The organism is Pseudomonas sp. TWI923, from assembly GCF_039673365.1.
Lineage (GTDB): Bacteria > Pseudomonadota > Gammaproteobacteria > Pseudomonadales > Pseudomonadaceae > Aquipseudomonas > Aquipseudomonas sichuanensis.
Map to the genome: position 1 here is coordinate 84230 of NZ_JBDJLM010000008.1, position 18676 is coordinate 102905.

General features: G+C 64.7%; 18 protein-coding genes. 4 read left to right on the forward strand and 14 right to left on the reverse strand.

Translation table 11 applies throughout. The features are described 5' to 3' along the window. Positions 1 to 14: 14 nt before the first annotated feature. The gene (locus ABE459_RS05995; RefSeq protein ID WP_125463434.1) at positions 15 to 314 is read right to left on the reverse strand and encodes a hypothetical protein; all 300 of its coding nucleotides are present in this window, start codon (positions 312 to 314) and stop codon (positions 15 to 17) included. 598 nt (positions 315 to 912) lie between these two features. On the opposite strand from ABE459_RS05995, the gene ABE459_RS06000 reads away from it, so the two are divergent. The 4 genes from ABE459_RS06000 to ABE459_RS06015 all read left to right on the forward strand — a co-directional run bounded on the left by ABE459_RS06000 (position 913) and on the right by ABE459_RS06015 (position 5017). Continuing rightward, positions 913 to 1197 (forward strand): hypothetical protein, encoded by a 285-nt coding sequence (locus tag ABE459_RS06000; protein WP_323830555.1) that lies wholly within the window; start codon positions 913 to 915, stop codon positions 1195 to 1197. Positions 1198 to 1281: 84 nt separating this feature from the next. Beyond that, positions 1282 to 1647 (forward strand): hypothetical protein, encoded by a 366-nt coding sequence (locus ABE459_RS06005; protein ID WP_323830554.1) that lies wholly within the window; start codon positions 1282 to 1284, stop codon positions 1645 to 1647. Positions 1648 to 1810: 163 nt separating this feature from the next. After that, a complete protein-coding gene (locus ABE459_RS06010) occupies positions 1811 to 3751 on the forward strand; it encodes a methyl-accepting chemotaxis protein (protein ID WP_323830553.1) in 1941 nt (646 codons plus the stop codon). A gap of 93 nt (positions 3752 to 3844) precedes the next feature. Further along, complete coding sequence (locus tag ABE459_RS06015) at positions 3845 to 5017, forward strand: MFS transporter (RefSeq protein WP_323830552.1); 1173 nt, start codon at positions 3845 to 3847, stop codon at positions 5015 to 5017. Positions 5018 to 5230: 213 nt separating this feature from the next. On the opposite strand, the gene ABE459_RS06020 is transcribed toward ABE459_RS06015, so the two are convergent. The 13 genes from ABE459_RS06020 to ABE459_RS06080 form a co-directional block, all read right to left on the reverse strand. Then, on the reverse strand, positions 5231 to 7048 hold the full coding sequence (locus tag ABE459_RS06020) for an ABC transporter ATP-binding protein/permease (protein ID WP_346647995.1): 1818 nt from the start codon (positions 7046 to 7048) through the stop codon (positions 5231 to 5233). Between the two features lie 175 nt (positions 7049 to 7223). Beyond that, complete coding sequence (locus ABE459_RS06025) at positions 7224 to 7427, reverse strand: formate dehydrogenase subunit delta (protein WP_323830551.1); 204 nt, start codon at positions 7425 to 7427, stop codon at positions 7224 to 7226. Further along, entirely contained in the window at positions 7424 to 10309 is a 2886-nt protein-coding gene (gene fdhF / locus ABE459_RS06030) for a formate dehydrogenase subunit alpha (RefSeq protein WP_323830550.1), read from the reverse strand. Before fdhF ends, ABE459_RS06025 begins: the two co-directional genes overlap by 4 nt. Then, the gene (locus ABE459_RS06035; protein WP_323830549.1) at positions 10306 to 11850 is read right to left on the reverse strand and encodes an NADH-ubiquinone oxidoreductase-F iron-sulfur binding region domain-containing protein; all 1545 of its coding nucleotides are present in this window, start codon (positions 11848 to 11850) and stop codon (positions 10306 to 10308) included. The genes fdhF and ABE459_RS06035 overlap by 4 nt, the downstream gene beginning before the upstream one ends. Next, positions 11844 to 12329 carry a formate dehydrogenase subunit gamma gene (locus ABE459_RS06040; RefSeq protein WP_323830548.1) on the reverse strand — a complete coding sequence of 162 codons (486 nt, stop codon included), beginning with the start codon at positions 12327 to 12329 and terminating at the stop codon, positions 11844 to 11846. Before ABE459_RS06040 ends, ABE459_RS06035 begins: the two co-directional genes overlap by 7 nt. A 318-nt stretch (positions 12330 to 12647) precedes the next feature. Beyond that, complete coding sequence (locus tag ABE459_RS06045) at positions 12648 to 13805, reverse strand: glutathionylspermidine synthase family protein (protein ID WP_323830547.1); 1158 nt, start codon at positions 13803 to 13805, stop codon at positions 12648 to 12650. 2 nt (positions 13806 to 13807) lie between these two features. Next, positions 13808 to 14560: a DUF1190 domain-containing protein gene (locus tag ABE459_RS06050; protein WP_125463423.1), complete on the reverse strand. Its 753-nt coding sequence runs from the start codon at positions 14558 to 14560 to the stop codon at positions 13808 to 13810. A 25-nt stretch (positions 14561 to 14585) separates the two neighbouring features. Then, positions 14586 to 15011 carry a DUF350 domain-containing protein gene (locus ABE459_RS06055; protein WP_125463422.1) on the reverse strand — a complete coding sequence of 142 codons (426 nt, stop codon included), beginning with the start codon at positions 15009 to 15011 and terminating at the stop codon, positions 14586 to 14588. A 12-nt stretch (positions 15012 to 15023) separates the two neighbouring features. Continuing rightward, a complete protein-coding gene (locus ABE459_RS06060) occupies positions 15024 to 15680 on the reverse strand; it encodes a DUF2491 family protein (RefSeq protein WP_178125818.1) in 657 nt (218 codons plus the stop codon). Positions 15681 to 15898: 218 nt separating this feature from the next. Further along, entirely contained in the window at positions 15899 to 16600 is a 702-nt protein-coding gene (locus tag ABE459_RS06065) for a PspA/IM30 family protein (RefSeq protein ID WP_125463421.1), read from the reverse strand. Between the two features lie 16 nt (positions 16601 to 16616). Further along, positions 16617 to 17231, reverse strand: a complete 615-nt coding sequence (locus tag ABE459_RS06070; RefSeq protein WP_323830546.1) for a YjfI family protein — start codon at positions 17229 to 17231, stop codon at positions 16617 to 16619. Between the two features lie 94 nt (positions 17232 to 17325). Next, positions 17326 to 17958 carry a hypothetical protein gene (locus ABE459_RS06075; RefSeq protein ID WP_323830545.1) on the reverse strand — a complete coding sequence of 211 codons (633 nt, stop codon included), beginning with the start codon at positions 17956 to 17958 and terminating at the stop codon, positions 17326 to 17328. An 11-nt stretch (positions 17959 to 17969) separates the two neighbouring features. Beyond that, complete coding sequence (locus ABE459_RS06080; protein ID WP_346647996.1) at positions 17970 to 18227, reverse strand: hypothetical protein; 258 nt, start codon at positions 18225 to 18227, stop codon at positions 17970 to 17972. Between the last annotated feature and the right edge of the window lie 449 nt (positions 18228 to 18676).

Here is an 18676-nt window from a genome sequence, read left to right on the forward strand (position 1 = left end):
TTCCCGACACAGCATCAGCCGCGTTCTATCCCCTCCAGCACCGCCGAAGACAGCGCCAATCCTTTTTCCAATGAGTTCTCCGTTGCCACCAGCAGGCTGCGCAACGGTTCGTCGGCTTTTTCCAGCGCCAGGGCGTTGGTTTCATAGGCCGCCTGCAATGCCGCCACAGCGCAGACCAGCGCATCCTCGCCATCGATGCCAGCGCGCACCGAGAACATCGGAGGATGGGCTTCGTGGCAGGTGCCGAAATGGGCGTGGGCCGTGGTTGGGCGCGGGGGAATGGGCCGGGAGGTTCCGGCTGGGGCGTGGTTCATCGGTGAACCTCCCGGAGCCAGGTGTGGGGTGGGTCGGGCACGATTTTCAACATGGTTCAGCACTCCTGTACCGTCATGGGAAAACTGCCCTCATCCGCCTGCACTCGAATGGGTGGCAGCTATACGCAGGTGTGCAAGACCGAGGATACAGGAACCCGGCGGGCCCGAAGGCCCCCCACGCATAGCCGCCATAGGGGCACCTCAACGGCGGTTCTCCGTCAAAGTTCCAAGGCGCTTTCGCGCTGTATCCTCGGGCTTGCACACCCGGTCGTTGAAGTGACAACGACCCGGCGAGACTAAGCAGCTCGGCTGACGAGAACAACCGCCAAAAGGCCGCAAAATCATGCTTGGGAAATACCCTACGTGAAATAAGGAAAGTCCTAAGAATTTTCCGTAAAACCAATCACTTGCGTAATCACCGCGATTTCATTCGATGGAACATGCACTTACAGCTTGCCGCTTGCTCCTGCCTGGATATCGCCCTAGCGTGCAGTCTCTTCCCCTCACAGCGCTGCGTGCTCCCATGTGCCAGAATCCACCTCTACAGCCCGTCTGCCTCCCACTCTTGGCCCCGAGGCATCCAACAAGAGCAGCCACCATGATTGAGTTCGATCACGCCATCGGCATTGCCGCCGAAAACCTGCACAAGCTGGTCGCCAGCGCCAGCCATGTGCAACTCGAAGAAGCGTTGCTCTCCCCCGACGAGAGCACTTACCACATCACCTACAGCTACCAACTCGACCCGGCCCCCCTCAACGTCGACGCCGACAGCACTTCACCCCTGCGCCAGCTGGCGAAGATCATGGGTACTCGCCGCGAGCACAAGGTGTTTCTCATCGATGCGGCCAGCGGCAAGTTCAAGGGTTTCAGGAACAAGGAGTGATGAATAGCCAGGAAGCTGATCATCGACACCAACCTGCTCCTGCTGCTGGTAATCGGCAGCCTGGAAGGTGGCAGGTTCATCCGGGTGTCAAAACGCCTGAAGAAGTTCGCTGACGCGGACTACCAGAAGGTCCTGGCGATCATCGCCGAGCACGACGAAGTTCACATCACCCCTTACATCGCCACCGAAATCTCCAACCTGATCGACCTCACTGGCCCCGCCTACCATTCGGCCCTCGCCGTCGCCGGCCAGCTGTTCTCGATGTTCCGCCAGGTCGAGTCGGACATCCATACCGACAGCTGTGGCGAGCACTTCCTGCGCTTCGGTATCACCGACAACTCTCTCATCCAACTGGCATCCGACTATTTCATCCTGACCGATGATCACCGGATGCTCGGCCCGCTGTTCGCCAGCCAACCCGCCAACATCATCCCCTACACCCTCGCCTGACCCCCGCCTGACTCAAAGATCAAAACAATTACTTGATTTTTTGTACACGAATATTTCCTCAAAGGTTTATATTCCGACCCACCTGAACGGCAAAGATAGCAAGTGGCCACCATTCAGATACAACGGCCATGTGCACCTTCACTCTCACGGATGGGCGTCACGCATGAAGATAAAGAACAAGCTGGTCCTGGCCTTCGTACTGGTGGCTTTTATCCCGGTGGCGCTGGTCGGCGGCATTTCGGTGCTGAACATCCGCACTGAAGCGGTGGAGCAGTTCCTCGATGGCAGTACCCGGGAAATCCGCCAGATCGACGGCAACATGCGGCAATTTTTCGACGGCACTCTGCAGAATGTCGATCAAATGGCCAAGGATCCTGTATACACCTCGGTCGCCTCACTCAAGAACTACACTGCCGCCGATGCGGCCAGCCAGCCCCTGCCGCCGGCCGCGCAGCAGGTCATCGACGCCTTCGCCCGCTATGGCACCACCCACCCGGCGGCGGCGATCCTGTCCATCGGCCTGGAAGACGGCAGCTACGCCAAGTGGCCGGACGACCCGCAACTGGCCAAGTACGACCCGCGCACCCGCCCCTGGTACAAGGCCGCCATGGCCAGCCCGGACAAGACCGTGCGCACCGCCGCCTACTACTACGACAAGGACGATGTGGCCCTGGTCGGCACCGCCCGGGCGCTGCTCGACGAAACCGGCAAGGCCAAGGGCGTATTCGTGGTCAGCGTCTCACTGAAAAACCTCACCGAGCTGGTCAAGAGCATCAAGCTCGGCGACAGCGGCTACGTGATGCTGATCGAAGACGGCACGGTGCTGGTCGACCCGCGCGATGCCTCGCACAGCTTCAAACAGCTCAAGGACCTCGGCGCGCCCTACGCACAGCTGGCCGCCACCGCACAGGGCTCCACCGAGGTGGTGATCGATGGCGTGCGCTACATGGCCAACGTATGGACCTCCCCGGGCCTTGGCTGGCGCTTCATCGGCTTGATCGAATACGACGAAGTCATGGCCGCGGCCACGCGCATGACCTACGTCACCACCGTCATCGTGATGCTGCTGGCGCTGGTGTTCGCCCTGGTGGCCGCGGCCTTCTCGCGGGTGATCGTCAAGCCCATCGGCCAGGTCAGCCTGGGCCTGCAGTCGATCGCCGAAGGCGAAGGCGACCTGCGCCGCGACTTGCAGATCCAGGGCAAGGACGAAACCGCCGAACTGGCCGGTTGGTTCAACAAGTTCCTGGCCGCCATCCGCCAGCTGATCCAGCGCATCGGCGCCGCGTCGAACAACCTGCAGCAGGCCTCGAAGGCCAACAGCACCATGGCCGACGACATGAACGAAGCCGCCGGGCGCCAGCGCGAGGCGGTGGAGCTGGTGTCCACTGCGTTCAACGAAATGGTCGCCACCGCCAACGAAGTGGCGCGCTCATGCAGCAGCGCCGCCGATGCCGCCGAACAGGGCCATCGGCGAGTGGCCGAGGGCAAGCAGCAGATCGAGCAGACCACCGACAATGTCAACCGCCTGGGCCGCCGCCTGAGCGAATCGTCCCAGGCCATGGTCGAGCTGGAGGCCGGCAGCCGCAGCATCAACCAGATCCTCGGCACCATCCGCGCCATCGCCGAGCAGACCAACCTGCTGGCCCTCAACGCTGCCATCGAAGCCGCACGGGCCGGTGACCAGGGCCGCGGTTTCGCCGTGGTCGCCGATGAAGTGCGGGCACTGGCCAAGCGCACCGCCGACTCCACCGGCGAGATCGACCAGTTGCTCAATACCCTCGGCGACAAGACCCAGGAGGTCTCGCAGAAGATGGAAAGCTGCCTGGACCTGTCGCGCGCCAGCGTGTCGTCGATCGAGCATGCGCGGGACAGCTTCGAAGGCATCCAGCTGTCGGTGAACGAGATCCGCGACCAGAACCTGCAGATTTCCGCCGCCGCCGAGGAGCAGCACAGCGTGGCCGAAGAGATCAACCGGCACATCCAGCAGATCTACGACGAAGCACGGCTGGTGGAAGGGCTGGCCAGCTCGGCGCAGTCGGACTCCGGGCGGCTGGCGCTGCTGTCGGATGAGCTGAACGGTCTGGTAGGGCGGTTCAAGTCGTAAGGCGTCATGGGGGCGGCGGTGCGCCGATGCGACTTGCCCCGCGAAAGGGCCGGCATTGTCTACAGTGATCTCGAAGCCCTGCGCGAGATCACCATGCCCCACCTACCCCTCCCCCGCAGCGTCTGGGCCTTGGGCTTCGTCTCGCTGTTCATGGACATCTCTTCGGAGATGATCCACGCCCTGCTGCCGCTGTACATGGTTGGCGTACTCGGCACGTCGGTGCTGGCGGTTGGACTGATCGAAGGCATCGCCGAAGCCACGGCATCGATCACCAAGGTGTTCTCCGGCGCCCTCAGCGACCGCTTGGGCAAGCGCAAGCTGCTCACCGTGCTCGGCTATGGCCTGGCGGCCATGACCAAGCCCGTGTTCCCCCTGGCTTCGGGGCTTGAGTGGTTGACTGCAGCCCGCTTCGTCGACCGCATCGGCAAAGGCATACGTGGCGCCCCGCGTGATGCATTGATTGCCGACGTTACCCCACCCGCGTTGCGCGGGGCGGCATTCGGCCTGCGCCAGGCACTGGATACGGTCGGCGCGTTCATCGGGCCGCTGCTGGCCATCCTGTTGATGTGGCTGACGGCGAGCCATTTCCAGACGGTGTTCTGGGTCGCCGTGATACCGGCCGTGCTGGCCGTCTGTGTACTGCTGGCCTTCGTCCACGAACCTGAAGGCCCTGGCGCGCCCAAGCCCGTACGCTCGCCCTTGGCATTGCCCGAACTGGCACGCCTGGGGCGCGGCTACTGGCGGCTGATCCTCCTGGCCACGTGCTTTGCCCTGGCCCGTTTCAGTGAGGCTTTCCTGCTGCTACGCGGCCAGGCGCTGGGGCTGCCGGCATTGTGGGCGCCAGCGGTGCTGGTGGCCATGGCGCTGGCATTCTCACTGTCGGCCTACCCCGCCGGGGTGCTGTCGGATCGGCTCGGACGACGCGGCGTGCTGATGGTCGGGCTGGGCTTGCTGGTGTTGGCCGACCTCTCGCTGGCGCTACTGCCGAATTGGCTCGGCTTGGCATTGGGCGTGAGTTTGTGGGGGCTGCACATGGGTTTCAGCCAAGGGGTGTTCAGCGCGTTGATCGCCGACAGCGCGCCAGCCGACCTGCGCGGCACGGCGTTCGGGCTGTTCAACCTGCTGACCGGGGTGGCGCTGCTGGTAGCCAGTGTGTTGGCCGGCGGGTTGTGGGATTGGCTGGGGTATCAGGCGACGTTTCTGGTGGGTGGGGCTTTTGCGCTGGCCACTTTGGCGGGTGTATGGAAATGCCAGATCCAGCCCTGAAAGGGCCGCTCGGGGCCGTCGCCGAAGAGCCGGCCTCCACAATGAACTTGCACGTCCGCTGTAGGAGCGGCCTTGTGTCGCGAACGGGCTGCGGAGCGGCCCCGGATTTTCAGCTAGGCAACAAAAATCGCCGGGGCTGCTCTTCAGCCCGTTAGCGACACCAGGCCGCTCCAAAAATGATAGTGCGGCCTGCAGGCTTTTAGGAACGCGGATCTAAACCGGCTCCTCGACCACCGGCTGCTGCTCGAACAACGACCACCCACCCTGCCCGTCCACTTCCAGCCGGTGGGTATGGAACGCCGCCAGGGTACTGCGGTGCCCGACGCTGACTAGCAACGTCTCTGGCATCTCGCTGCGCAGCAAGGCATACAGCCCATGCTCCAGCCCCTCGTCCATCGCCGAGGTCGACTCATCGAGGAACACCACCTGGGGCTGGTTGAACAGCACCCGGGCGAACGCCAGGCGTTGCTGCTCGCCCACCGAAAGAATTCGTGACCAGTCACACTGCACGTCGAGGCGTTCGGCCAGGTGGGCCAGGTTGACCTGGCGCAGCGCCTGCTGCATGCGCGCATCGTCCTCGGGCCTGCCGTCTGCCGGATAGGCGATGGCCGTGCGCAGATCGCCCAAGGGCAAGTACGGGCGCTGGGAAAGGAATAGCGCCTGGTGCCCCAGTGGGCGCCTGACCTCGCCTTCGGCATAGGGCCACAGCCCGGCCAGGGCGCGCAGCAAGGTGGTCTTGCCACTGCCCGAAGGCCCTTTGATCAGCAGCGCCTGGCCGGCCTGCAGGTGCAGGTCGAGGTTGGCGATCAGGGCATGGCCGTCCGGGCGCAACACCTGCAGCCCGGTGATGGCCAGCGCTTTGGGCAAGCCGTCGGTGTCGACCCTGGGCAAGGCACTGGCCTGCTGGTTGGCATCGAGGAAGCCGGTCAGACGGTCGAGGGTGGCGCGGTAGCTGGCGAAGGTGTCGTAGGACTCGCGGAAGAACGACAGCGAATCCTGCACCTGGCCGAATGCCTGGGCAGTCTGCATCACGTCGCCCAACTTGATCGCACCGCTGAAGAAGCGCGGCGCCTGGAGGATGAACGGGAAGACCACCGCGACCTGGCTGACGCCCAGGTTGAAACCGCTGAATTTCAGGTTCCGGAACACCAGCGCCCAAGCGTTGCCGATCAAGGCGAAGAAGCGGCCGAGCAGCGTGCCGCGCTCAACCTGCGCGCCCTGGTAGAAGGCGATGTTCTCGGCGTTTTCGCGCAGGCGCATCAGCGCGTAACGGAAGTTGGCGGTGAGCTTTTCGTTGAGGAAGTTCAGGCGGATCAGCGGCTGCCCGAGGCGGAAGGCGATCCAGGTAGCGATCAGCACATACACATACACGGCGAACACCATCGCCCGTGGCACTTCGACCCCCGCCACCGCCAGCGGCGCCGACAGCCCCCAGAGAATCCCGGTGAAGGCCACCAGTGAGACCACTGCGCTGACCGCGCCCAGCGCCAACGACACGGAGCCGGTGACGAAGGCGTTCACATCCAGCTCGATACGCTGGTCGGGGTTGTCCACCGGTTCGGCGAGGAATTGCCCGCGGTAATAGGCATCGCCGTGCATCCAGTCGGCGCTCAGGCGCTCGGTGAGCCAGACCCGCCAATGGATGTTGAAGGCCTGAGTCACGTAGAAGGCGAACAGCGAACGCAGCACATGGATGGCGGCAAGCACCGCGAACACCCCCAGCATGTACCAGAACGCTGCCTGGTCCAGGGCCTGCAGCGCGCTGTAGAAGCCGTTGTACCAGAACGAGAACAGCACGTTCAGGCGTACCGAGAACAGGGTCAGCACCAGCAGCAGGGCAAATGCCAGCAACGGCCGCCAGCTGCGTTGAATGCTGAAGTAGGGCCCGGCGAGCTGCCAGAACTGGCGGCCCCAGCGGGTGTAGCGCACGGCCAGCGTGGCGGCGGCGGTGAAGCAGACGAGGGTGATGCCAGTGGCAATTGCCAGCCAGCTCAGGCTGTCTTGCAGGGCCTGGTGCCAGTTCATGTCCATGGTGGGTTTCCGTGACAGTGTTTTCGCGAGCGTAGCATTCGCTTGCGAATAGCCTCACGTATATGACGGACATTTCATTTTTTGCCTGTCACGGCCTCATCGCGGGGCAAGCCCGCTCCCACGCTGTTGCTCGTGGGAGCGGGCTTGTCCCGCAATGAGGCCGCACCATCAATCGCTAGGCCAACGCCTCGCGCACTTTCGGATCAAGCCCTTCCCCCGCATGGGCCTCGATCCACTCCCCCAACTGCCTGCGCATCGCCGGGGTCCAGAAGCTTTGCAGGTGCTGGCGCACGCCCTGCACCGCCTTGTCCCGGTCCGGCTCGCTGTCGAAGTAGTGGGCGATCTGGTTGGCCATCTTCACCAGGTTTTCGCTGCTCATCGGCGTACCTCCGCCTTTTCCTTGCCTTGCGCCTGACGTCGCTCGTCGAGCAGGCGCCGCTGTTCGTCACTGAAGCTCTGGTAGCGCTTCTGCCATTCCGACGGCTGGAACACCTTCACCACCTCCACTGCGGTGACTTTGTACTCGGGGCAGTTGGTGGCCCAGTCGGAGTTGTCGGTGGTGATCACGTTGGCGCCGGACTCGGGGAAGTGGAAGGTGGTGTACACCACCCCCGCCGCCACCCGAGCGCTGACCCTGGCACGCAGCACGCTCTGCCCCGCACGGCTGCCCACGCCGACCCAGTCGCCGTCGCTGATGCCGCGGCTCTCGGCGTCGCTGGGGTGGATCTCCAGGCGGTCCTCGGCGTGCCAGGCAACGTTGTCGGTACGCCGGGTCTGCGCACCGACGTTGTACTGGCTGAGGATGCGCCCGGTGGTCAGCAGCAGCGGGTAGCGGTTGTTGACCTTCTCGTCGGTGGGCACATAACCGGTGAGCATGAAGCGGCCCTTGCCGCGCACGAACTGGTCGATGTGCATGGTTGGGGTGCCTTCGGGGGCGGCGTCGTTGCACGGCCACTGCAGGCTGCCGTGGCGGTCGATCTCGCTGTAGCTGACGCGGTGGAAGGTCGGCGTCAGGCGGGCGATTTCGTCCATGATCTCGGACGGGTGGCGGTACTGCATCGGGTAACCCAGGGCGTTGGCCAGGGCCATGGTGGCTTCCCAGTCAGCCTTGCCGGCCAGCGGCTCCATCACTTTGCGTACCCGCGAGATGCGCCGTTCAGCGTTGGTGAAGGTCCCGTCCTTTTCCAGGAACGAACTGCCCGGCAGGAACACATGGGCAAACTTGGCCGTTTCGTTGAGGAAGATGTCCTGCACCACCACGCACTCCATCGCCAGCAAGGCCGCGGTGACGTGCTGGGTGTTGGGGTCGCTCTGGGCGATGTCCTCACCCTGGCAGTACAACGCCTTGAAGCTGCCATCGAGCGCGGCCTCGAACATGTTGGGGATGCGCAGCCCGGGGTCGGGTTGCAGGGTCACGCCCCAGGCCTGTTCGAACTCGCTGCGCACACTGGCGTTGGAGATATGCCGGTAGCCGGGCAGCTCGTGGGGGAACGAGCCCATGTCGCAGGAACCCTGCACATTGTTCTGCCCGCGCAGCGGGTTCACCCCTACCCCTTCACGGCCGATGTTGCCGGTGGCCATGGCCAGGTTGGCGATGCCCATCACCGCGGTGCTGCCCTGGCTGTGCTCGGTCACGCCCAGGCCGTAGTAGATCGCCGCGTTGCCGCCGGTGGCGTACAGCCGGGCGGCGGCGCGGATCTGCTCGGCGGGCACGCCGCACACCGGGCCAAGCAGCTCCGGGGCGTTGTCGGGCAGGGCAACGAAATCGCGCCAGCGGGCAAAGTCCTCGGTCTCGCAGCGGGCATCGATGAAGCGCTGGTCGAGCAGGCCTTCGCTGACGATTACATGGGCCAGGGCGTTGAGCATGGCCACGTTGGTGCCCGGGCGCAGTTGCAGGTGCAGCTCGGCACGGGCATGGGGCGAGTCGACCAGGTCGATGCGCCGTGGGTCGATGACGATCAGCCGCGCGCCCTGACGCAAGCGGCGCTTGAGCTGCGAGCCGAACACCGGGTGGGCGTCGGTGGGGTTGGCACCGATCACCAGCACCACTTCGGCCTGCATCACCGAGTCGAAACTCTGGGTGCCGGCGGACTCGCCGAGGGTCTGCTTGAGGCCATAGCCGGTCGGTGAGTGGCAGACCCGCGCGCAGGTATCGACGTTGTTGTTGCCGAACGCGGTGCGCACCAGTTTCTGCACCAGGTACGCCTCTTCGTTGGTGCAGCGGCTGGAGGTGATGCCGCCGATGGAATCGCGCCCGTACTTGAGCTGGATTCGGCGCAGCTCGCTGGCGGCATAGGTCACCGCCTCGTCCCAGCTGACCTCCTGCCACGGGTCTTGCAGGCGCTTGCGGATCATCGGCTTGGTGATGCGGTCGGGGTGAGTGGCGTAGCCCCAGGCGAAGCGGCCCTTGACGCAGGCGTGGCCGTGGTTGGCGCCACCCTGCTTGTCCGGGACCATGCGCACCAACTGGTCGCCCTTCATCTCGGCGCGGAACGAGCAGCCCACACCGCAATAGGCACAGGTGGTGATCACCGCGCGTTCGGGCTGGCCGAGCTGGACCAGGCTTTTTTCGCTGAGGGTCGCGGTCGGGCAGGCCTGCACGCAGGCGCCGCAGGAGACGCATTCGGAGCTGAGAAAATCGGCGCCACCGGCGGCCGCCACCCGCGAGTCAAAACCGCGCCCGGTGATGGTCAGGGCGAAGGTGCCCTGGATGTCTTCGCAGGCGCGCACGCAGCGGCTGCAGACGATGCACTTGCTGGGTTCGTAGTCGAAGTACGGGTTGGACACGTCCTTCTGTTCATTCAGGTGGTTGTCGCCGTCATAGCCGTAGCGCACCTCGCGCAGGCCGACCTGGCCGGCGACGGTCTGCAGCTCGCAATTGCCGTTGGCCGAGCAGGTCAGGCAGTCCAGTGGGTGGTCGGAAATGTACAGCTCCATCACATTGCGCCGCAGGTCGGCCAGGCGCGGGGTTTGCGTGCGCACCACCATGCCCTCGTTGACCGGCGTGGTGCACGACGCCGGGTAGCCGCGCATGCCGTCGATCTCGACCATGCACATGCGGCACGAGCCGAAGGCTTCGAGGCTGTCGGTGGCACACAGCTTGGGGATGGTGGTGCCGAGCAGCGCGGCGGCGCGCATCACCGAGGTGCCGGCCGGCACACTGATCGAACGGCCATCGATGACCAGGCTGACCTGCACGTCGCTGACACGTTCGGGGGTACCCAGGTCGATATCGCTGCTGGGGTCGAAGTAGTTGATCATTGCGCGGCCTCCAGGCCGAAATCGGCGGGGAAGTGCTTGAGGGCGCTGGCCACCGGATACGAGGTCATCCCGCCCATGGCGCACAGCGAACCGTATTGCATCGTGTCGCAAAGGTCGCGCAGCAGTCCGGCCTGGCTTTCGCGCATGGCTGGGTCGGTGCTGGCGATCAGCCGGTCGACCACCTCGACGCCGCGGCTCGAACCGATCCGGCACGGCGTGCACTTGCCGCACGACTCTTCGGCGCAGAACTGCAGGGCGAAGCGCGCCATGCTGGCCATGTTCAGGGTGTCGTCGGCCAGCACCACACCGCCGTGGCCAAGCATCGCGCCCATGGCGGCAAAGGCCTCGTAGTCCAGCGGCGTGTCGAACTGGGCCGGCGGCACCCAGGCGCCCAGCGGGCCACCCACCTGCGCGGCCTTGATCGGCCGGCCGCTGGCGGTACCGCCGCCGTAGCCTTCCACCAGCTCGCGTAGGGTGAGGCCGAACGCCCGCTCCACCAGGCCGCCGTGGCGAATATTGCCGGCCAGCTGGAACGGCAAGGTGCCCAGCGAGCGGCCCATGCCGAAGTCGCGATAGTACGCAGCACCCTTGGCCAGGATGATCGGGATCGAGGCCAGGGTGAGCACGTTGTGCACCAGCGTCGGCAAGCCGAACAGCCCCTCCAGCGCTGGCAGCGGGGGCTTGGCGCGGACGATGCCGCGCTTGCCTTCGAGGGATTCGAGCAGTGCGGTTTCCTCGCCGCAGATATAGGCGCCCGCCCCGACCCGCACCTCCAGGTCGAAGGCCACAGCTTTGCCGGCGACGTCCAGGTAACCGGCTTCGCGGGCCAGCAGGATCGCCTCGTTCAGGGCGCGGATGGCATCCGGGTACTCCGAGCGCACATAGATGTAGCCTTTGCTCGCCCCGACGGCGAGCCCGGCGATGATCATGCCCTCGATCAGCAGGAAGGGGTCGCCCTCCATCAGCATGCGGTCGGCGAAAGTGCCGGAGTCACCCTCGTCGGCATTGCACACCACGTATTTCTGCACGGCCTGGGCCTGGCGCACGGTGCGCCACTTGATGCCCGCCGGGAAGGCCGCGCCGCCCCGGCCACGCAGGCCGGACTCAAGCACGGCGTCGACCACCTCGTCGCCTTCCATCAGCGTTGCCCGGCGCAGGCCCTCGAAGCCACCGTTGGCGTGGTAGTCGTCCAGCGACAACGGCCGGGTGATGCCCGCGCGGGCAAACAGCAGGCGTTGCTGGGTTTTCAGGTAAGGGATCTGCTCGACCAGGCCCAGTGCCAGGGCATGGCCTGGCTCGCCTGTGGCCAGGGCGTCGAGCAAGCCCGGCACGTCTTCGACCGAGACCGGCCCGAAACCCAGGCGGCCGGCGTCGCTTTCCAGCTCGACCAACGGCTCCAGCCAGTACAGGCCACGCGAACTGGTGCGCTGGATGCGCAGCGGCAGTTGGCGACGCTCGGCCTCGCGGGCCAGCGCCTCGGCCACCTGATCGGCGCCGACGGCGCGGGCCACCGAATCACAGGGAATGCACAGGCTCAACATGCCTTCACCTCCTCACGACAACCTTCCACCAGCGCCCGCAAGCGCTCGGGGGTGAGCCGGGCATGCAACTGGCCATCGAGCTCAAGCGCCGGCGAACAGGCACAAGCGCCCAGGCAGTAGACCGGGCGCAGGCTCAACGCGCCGTCGGCGCTGGTGCCGTGGTCGTCCAGGCCAAGCTGTTCACGCAACTGTGCGGCCAGCGCCTCGGCGCCGCGGCTCTGGCAGGACTCGGCGCGGCACAGGCGCAACGTGTGCCGGGCAGGCGGAGTGGTGCGAAAGTCGTGGTAGAAGCTGATGACCCCGCGCACCTCGGCCAGGCTGAGGTTGAGGGCATGGGCGATTTCATTGATGGCGATGTCGGGGATATAGCCGACGCCGGCCTGGATGGCGTGGAGGATCGGCAACAAGGCGCCGGGGGTGTCCTTTTCACGGGCCAGGACGCGCTGGATCAGGGGCAGGTGGTTCAACTCATCAGGCATACAGCAAACCTCGGCAACCCGGGCCACCCCGAAACGCGAGCAGTACCCGGCGGTGTTCAGCTGCGGTGCGCGGCCACGTCACGGTGGCGATGTGCCGGGCACCCTCCTTGCCTGCGGCCGGGCGTCTAGGTGCGCGCGGTCCGAAGGCATCCTCTGAGCATGGCAGGTCTGGGGCGAGGGGATTGTGCGCGGGCGACCCGGCGCGTCCTGAAACCGACCATTGGAGGGGCCATCATCGGCGGGGCAATCGTAACGTTGTGATCAGCCGGCTCCCACGTTGACGAGGCTTGCTACGTAGTTCTCTATGCGACAGCGCAGTCAGTCCAAGACCACATGCGGCAGGAACCGCGAGCTGTCCTTGGTGATCAGGGTGTCGTCTTCACGAATGCCGATCCCCGAGGCCAGATCACCGACCACCCACGAACCGATCAAGGTGTAGCTGTCGCCGAACTTCGGCAAGGGCGCGAAACCTTGCAGGATATAGGGTGCATCGTCGTAGGGCCCATCCTCGAACACCCGCTGGTCATCGGTGGTGCGAATGTCCACATTGGCCCCCTCGCGGGAGAAATACGGCTTGCGCACCCAGCCCTTGGGCACCGGCCGCCGGGGGTCTTCGTCGAGGAAGGCTGGCAACAGGTTCGGATGGCCCTCGTGCCATTCCCACAACAACGGCAGGATGCCCTTGTTGGAAATCAGCGACTTCCACGCTGGCTCGACGAACTGGGTATCACAACCGGCGATGGCCTGGCCAAAGTCCTCGTGGAAGATATGCTCCCAGGCGTGCAGCTTGAACAGGCGCGGGATAGGTCGGCCTTCGAGGTCGACGAAACGCCCCTCGTCGTTCAGACCTATATCCTCCAGGTCGATATGTCGGGTGCTGATACCCACGTGCCCGGCCATCTTGCGCAGGAAATCCGTGGTGCCGCGGTCCTCGATCGAGCCGCCGATGGCCGAGAAGTAGAACGGGCTTTCACATTCGAAGGCCGCAAATGCCCGCACCAGGTCTTCAGCCAGGGTGTTGAACTGGCTGGCATGGGCCGGTAGCACGCCGCGCTCAATCTGCTGCTCAAGCCAGATCAGCTGGAACGCCGCCGCCTCGTACAGCGAGGTCGGCGTGTCGTAGTTGGCCTCAATCAGCTTGGCCGGGCCGGTGCCGTCGTAGCTGAAGTCGAAACGCCCGTAGAGGTGGGGATGCCCCTCCTTCCACGAACGACGCACCAGGTCGAAAAACGCCGGCGCAATCGCCAGGCGGGTCATCAGCGCTTCGCTGTCGACAATGCGCGCCACCGCGTCCAGGCACATCGCGTGCAGCTCCTGGGTGGGCGCCTCCAGGTCACGGCTGACCTGGGCCTCACTGAACTGGTAGTAACCGCGCTCATCCCAGTAGCGCTCGCCGTCGATGGTGTGAAAGGCGAAGCCTTCGCGCTCGGCGGTGGTGCGCCAGTCCGGGCGTTCGTCGCAGTGGACCTTGCGCATGTTCAACCGCCGAAACTGAAGCCGCCGCTGCTCTTGCCGCCCCAGCCGCTGCGCGCAGTGGCCTGGCTGCCGAAGCCGCCACGGGAGATCGACGAGGACACGCTGGAGCGGGTCGAGTTTCTGGACTTGTAGCTGCTACCGCTGGAGCTGCCGGAGTAGTAGCTGCTGTAGCTGCCGCCGCTCTGCTGGGCCTGGTCGGAGCGCTCGAAGCGTTTGCCTTGGTCGATCTGCTGGCCGAGGGTGGTGGTGCGGTAGTCGCCGCGGCTGTCGCGATACTGGTAGACCGGCTGCGAGTAGTACTGGCGATTACCGCCGCTAAGCACCTGGCCGAGCAGCAGGCCGGCGAGCAGGCCATTGAAGTTGCTGCCACCGCTGACAGCCTGGCCACTGCTCTCGACCTGGGTGCGGGCCGCGTCGACCTGCGACTGGCTCACCTCGCCCGACACCGCCAGCTCGAAACCGCCAAGGCGCGGCATGTAGCGGTTGTCGCTGGTGACCTGGCAGTAGTCCGGCACGAAATCGGCCTCGCACGCCGCCTTGTCGCCATAGGTCGGCGCGACCCGACGGTGATCGGCCAACGCCTCCATATAAGCATCGGAACACACGTCCACCGGCACCTTGTCATCGACACAGGCCTGGACGGTGGAGTAGTTGCTGCGCTTGCTGACCGTGTAGGTCTCCTCGGGCGCGCTGCACGCGGTAAGCGCCAGCGGCAGGGAACTGGCCAGCACCAGCTTGACGGAACTGCGTCTCATGTATGGCTCCTTGCGCGCAAACGGCTCAGACCGACGGGGTCATGCAGGCCGAATTGAGAAAGCCCACGCTGATCGCCACGGCGGCGGCGTAGATCGCAGCGGCCATCTCGCCCTTGGCGATGCGGCTGGCCAACCCCTTGAGCACCAGGCTGGTGATGGCGAAGGCCAACAGTTGCACCACGGCAGCGATCACCACCCAGACCACGAAGTCGAGCAGGCCGACGCTGTAGGCGATGATGTTGCTGGCCGGCAGCGAGAAGCCGATCAGCGCGCCGCCCAGGGCGATAGCGGCGGCGCTGTTATTGTCGCGGATCAGGGCGAATTCGCGGTGCGGGGTGAGGTGCGTGTAGATGAACTGGAACAGCCAGAACAGCACCAGCGCCACGCTGATGTAGAGAATGAAGCCGATCACTGCCTGGGCGTTGAGCGACATGCGAAGTGCGTCGAGCATGGTGAATCCTTGTCAGATGACGTTGAAGTCCGTTGATTGCAGGGTGACACCCACCGAAGTGGTCAGACTGACATTGCCGTCCTCGTCTTCCTCCACCGACAGCAGGAGGAATTCGCGGCGATCGGTCAGGCCGGTTTCGCGGGCATACAGCATCGACAGGTGCTGGATGCGGTAGCTGGTCTCGGGGCTGGTGACCCACTCGCTGATCGGCGTGAGCTCGGTCTGCCCCTCTTCGCTGCCCCACTGGCGAACGAACTCGTAGCCTTCGTGCTCGTAGTACGGCAGGCCGATGTTCGACTCGGGGCCGACCAGGCGCTTGAGCTCCGCGTCGCTGGTGACCGGCACCACGCTGTAGTAACCGAACAGGATGATGTCACGGACATCGTCAGCGGACGCGCCGTTCATCACCACCTGCAGCCAGTAGTCCTCGTTTTCCATATAGAAGCGCGCCAGGCGCACAGACTGGCCGAGGTCAACCTCACCAATCGCCCAGACCACTTCCTGCTCGGGAACCTCCAGTTCGCAATGCCCGTCGAGCAGTAGTTTGAGCGAGCGATCGAGCTTGAGCATGCGCCCACTGCCCAGGCCGAAGGGCAGGTTGCCTTGGGCCTGACTGCTGGCGGCAGGTTTTGGGGCTTCGAAGCCCATGAAGCGTTTCAACCAACCCACGGGGCATCTCCTGGGTGAGAGGGTGACGGATCAGGAGCCAGTACTGGAGCTGTAGCAAACAGGCTGGGCCTGTCGGCAGAAGTCGACATTGAAAATCCCTTGGGTCGCGGCAGTCCTTTGGCGGGGGCGACACGATACTGCTTTTCGTGTGCCCCGCCAACGGGTCTGCAACAGGGTTTTCGCGCCTGCCCCGCGATGAGGCCGGCCCACTCAACGAATCACTCCGCCGGCTTGGCCGCCTTGGCCTTCAAGCGTGCCAGCACATCGTCGGCACCACTGTTGCTGGCACCGATCCCAGCCGACTTCAGGCGTGCTTCCAGATCGCTGCCGTCAGCCTTGCCCGCCAGCTCCGCCGCCGCTTCCAGCTCGGCGGCACGCTCGGCCTGGCGCTTCTTGATGCGATCCAGCGACCCGACCGCCGTTTCCAGGCTGCCATTGGCGCCGCCGGTGGCCGACGCCGCACTGACCTGGGCACGCTGCACGCTTTCGCGAGCCTTGACCAGATCCACCTGTTGCTTGAGGCCCTTGATCTGCGCCTCGGTCTTGTTCACGGTGGCGGTCAGGGTCGTCACCGACGCACCGAACTGGTCGGCCAGCGCCTGCTCGCTGTCACGCTGGTTGGTCAGGTCGGCGATGCGCGCCGCGCATTCGTGGGCCAGGCCCTCCTCGCCCTTGTCCAGCGCGGCAATGGCCTTCTGCTCCCAGTCGCCGATGGTCTTGTCGAACTCGGTGATGCGCTGCTGCGCGGTCTTGTGCTTGGCCATGATCTTGACCAACTGGTTGCGCGCATCGATCAGGTTGTTGTCCGCGTCGCGGATCTCCTGGTCGAGGATACGCAGGGCCTGGGAGTCGACGATCGCCTCACCGACTTCCGAAGCGCCGCCACGCAGGGCGGTGACGATCTTTCTCAACAAACTCATGATGCAATCTCCGGAATCAGTGGGTGAAGTAGTCTTCGAAATCTTCGGCGGCGGTGATGACGTTGTCGGCCAGGGTGTGGATCTCCTGGACGATGTTGTCCAACGACGAGGCCGCGCTCAGGGCGCCGAACATGGTGTACACCGACTCGCCCGAGGGCAGCGTGTGCAGGCCGATGGACGACAGCGGGAACACGTCGCGGGTACGCAGCACCGCATCGTTGAATGCAGCGCGGTCTTTCACCTGGCCGGCTTCCACCAGCAGCGTGTCGACCAGGATCTGCTCACCGGCCACGGCGATGTACAGCGGCAGGCCGTCCAGTTCGTTCATCACCAGCTTGAGGCTGGGCTCGGCGCCCTGTTGCAGGGACAGGCCGATCGACCCGCCGCGCACCTCGTCCAGGCCTTGCAAGGCGCCGTGCAGCGTTTCGATCGTCCAGTGGGAGTGCTCGGTCATGAAATCCTCCGTTCTGACCTGTTTGCCCGCGTGGGGCTGACGTAAAGCCTTCTCGATACCGCGCAGGGCGGCGGCGTGCTCGGGCAGGATCCACAGCTCACGCTTGACCAGGCCCGCGGCCTTGAGCCGGGCGCGCATGTCACGCATGTAATCGGTGGAGCTTTTCTTGCCTGTCATCGAAGGGGGGTGTCCTTGTCTCACATGTGATGCACGTTACGCCTGGATCATGAGCTCCGCAAGCCTCACATGTGATGAATCAGGCTCACCCGACCTAACCCGCCAGCCGCGTCAGTCGCTGCAGCGCCTCGATCACCTGCGGATCACGCGCCTCGAGCACATCCACCTGGATTCTTGCGATCACCGCCTTTAGCAACTCGGCCTGACTCATCCGGGTTTGCCCCAGCAGCGTCAGGAAGTCCTCGGCCATGTGCACGTTGACCTTCATCGACAACCGCCGCGTGGCTCCGGACGCCGGCAACCCCCTCTGACGCCGCTGCGCGCCGAGTGCCTGGACGAAGGCCTCGTGGCCGGGTTGCAGACCCGCCCCCTGGCGGGCCTGCACCAGCCATTGGAAATAATGGGCGAGGAACAGCTTGCGCAAGTGTGCCCCCGCCTCGCTGCTGACCGCTTGCATTGCCGCGTCGAGCACATCGAGATACACCGCAGGCAGCCGCGCCTCGATGGACTTGAGCTGCTGCTTGCGCGCCTCGCGGATTGCCGGGGTGGACTGCGGCGGGATGGCGACCACCGTATCGCAGCCATCGCACACGCCCACCAGAATGTCCCTTGCCACGCCTTGCCCATCACTGAACGGCACGTCACGGCGCAGGTAACGCGTGGTTACCACGGCCTGGCAATGCTCGCAGAGCGCCTTGCCGGTATCGCCTTCGAAAAGAATTGTCATCGCCTGGATACTCACTGATGAACGCTGATGAACCAGGTGTCTGGCTCGAGAAAATAGAACTTGATGTACCAACCGTGCCACCTGATCAGGTGAACTTCGACCGATGCCACGGTGTGATGAGGGCTGCTGCGGTAATGGGTGCCGTTGCAGGCGAGGATGACGTCGATGACTTGCGCCGCCGTAACCGCTCCAGTCGCCAACAGGTTCTTCACCTCGATATCGCCGCGTGACGCATGCAGGTAATCACCTGCTTCGAGGGCTGCGATCACTGCGCGCCTCACTGCTTTGAAGCCTTTTTGCATAGGACATCCCTGTTAATACGAAAATCATCGTACACGCCTGAGGCGAATGCCAGCTTTCCATTGCCTCAGGCGACCAGTGGCGCTCCGATAGCTTCTGCCAGAGCACACACGCGGGATTGACTATGGCTCTGCGGAGCAGCCGCTGACGCGCGGCTGTGTAACCAGCACTTTCACAATGTTTCCCGATGTACCAAGGCAGGTTTTCGATAGGGCACTGGAGGCTGCCCGGGGCGTCGTCACGGCACCTGTGGCCGCCCTCGCCCATTCGCCAAGCAATTGAAATGGAATGCAATGACTAAAGGCCTGTACGATACGCGCCGGCAGCCAGGGCCCTGCCCTGGGAGACGCCTGCGCTGTTCACCATGGAAGCTGTTGTGCCCTGCGGGCCCACTCGCAGGCACGTTGCGTGCTGCCTG

What these genes read in the sequence shown, in the direction of transcription:
- ABE459_RS05995 (WP_125463434.1), bottom strand. Translation starts at nt 314, where the DNA reads ATGAACCACGCCCCAGCCGGAACCTCCCGGCCCATTCCCCCGCGCCCA.
- ABE459_RS06000 (WP_323830555.1), top strand. Translation starts at nt 913, where the DNA reads ATGATTGAGTTCGATCACGCCATCGGCATTGCCGCCGAAAACCTGCAC.
- ABE459_RS06010 (WP_323830553.1), top strand. Translation starts at nt 1,811, where the DNA reads ATGAAGATAAAGAACAAGCTGGTCCTGGCCTTCGTACTGGTGGCTTTT.
- ABE459_RS06015 (WP_323830552.1), top strand. Translation starts at nt 3,845, where the DNA reads ATGCCCCACCTACCCCTCCCCCGCAGCGTCTGGGCCTTGGGCTTCGTC.
- ABE459_RS06020 (WP_346647995.1), bottom strand. Translation starts at nt 7,048, where the DNA reads ATGGACATGAACTGGCACCAGGCCCTGCAAGACAGCCTGAGCTGGCTG.
- ABE459_RS06025 (WP_323830551.1), bottom strand. Translation starts at nt 7,427, where the DNA reads ATGAGCAGCGAAAACCTGGTGAAGATGGCCAACCAGATCGCCCACTAC.
- fdhF (WP_323830550.1), bottom strand. Translation starts at nt 10,309, where the DNA reads ATGATCAACTACTTCGACCCCAGCAGCGATATCGACCTGGGTACCCCC.
- ABE459_RS06035 (WP_323830549.1), bottom strand. Translation starts at nt 11,850, where the DNA reads ATGTTGAGCCTGTGCATTCCCTGTGATTCGGTGGCCCGCGCCGTCGGC.
- ABE459_RS06040 (WP_323830548.1), bottom strand. Translation starts at nt 12,329, where the DNA reads ATGCCTGATGAGTTGAACCACCTGCCCCTGATCCAGCGCGTCCTGGCC.
- ABE459_RS06045 (WP_323830547.1), bottom strand. Translation starts at nt 13,805, where the DNA reads ATGCGCAAGGTCCACTGCGACGAACGCCCGGACTGGCGCACCACCGCC.
- ABE459_RS06050 (WP_125463423.1), bottom strand. Translation starts at nt 14,560, where the DNA reads ATGAGACGCAGTTCCGTCAAGCTGGTGCTGGCCAGTTCCCTGCCGCTG.
- ABE459_RS06055 (WP_125463422.1), bottom strand. Translation starts at nt 15,011, where the DNA reads ATGCTCGACGCACTTCGCATGTCGCTCAACGCCCAGGCAGTGATCGGC.
- ABE459_RS06065 (WP_125463421.1), bottom strand. Translation starts at nt 16,600, where the DNA reads ATGAGTTTGTTGAGAAAGATCGTCACCGCCCTGCGTGGCGGCGCTTCG.
- ABE459_RS06070 (WP_323830546.1), bottom strand. Translation starts at nt 17,231, where the DNA reads ATGACAGGCAAGAAAAGCTCCACCGATTACATGCGTGACATGCGCGCC.
- ABE459_RS06075 (WP_323830545.1), bottom strand. Translation starts at nt 17,958, where the DNA reads ATGACAATTCTTTTCGAAGGCGATACCGGCAAGGCGCTCTGCGAGCAT.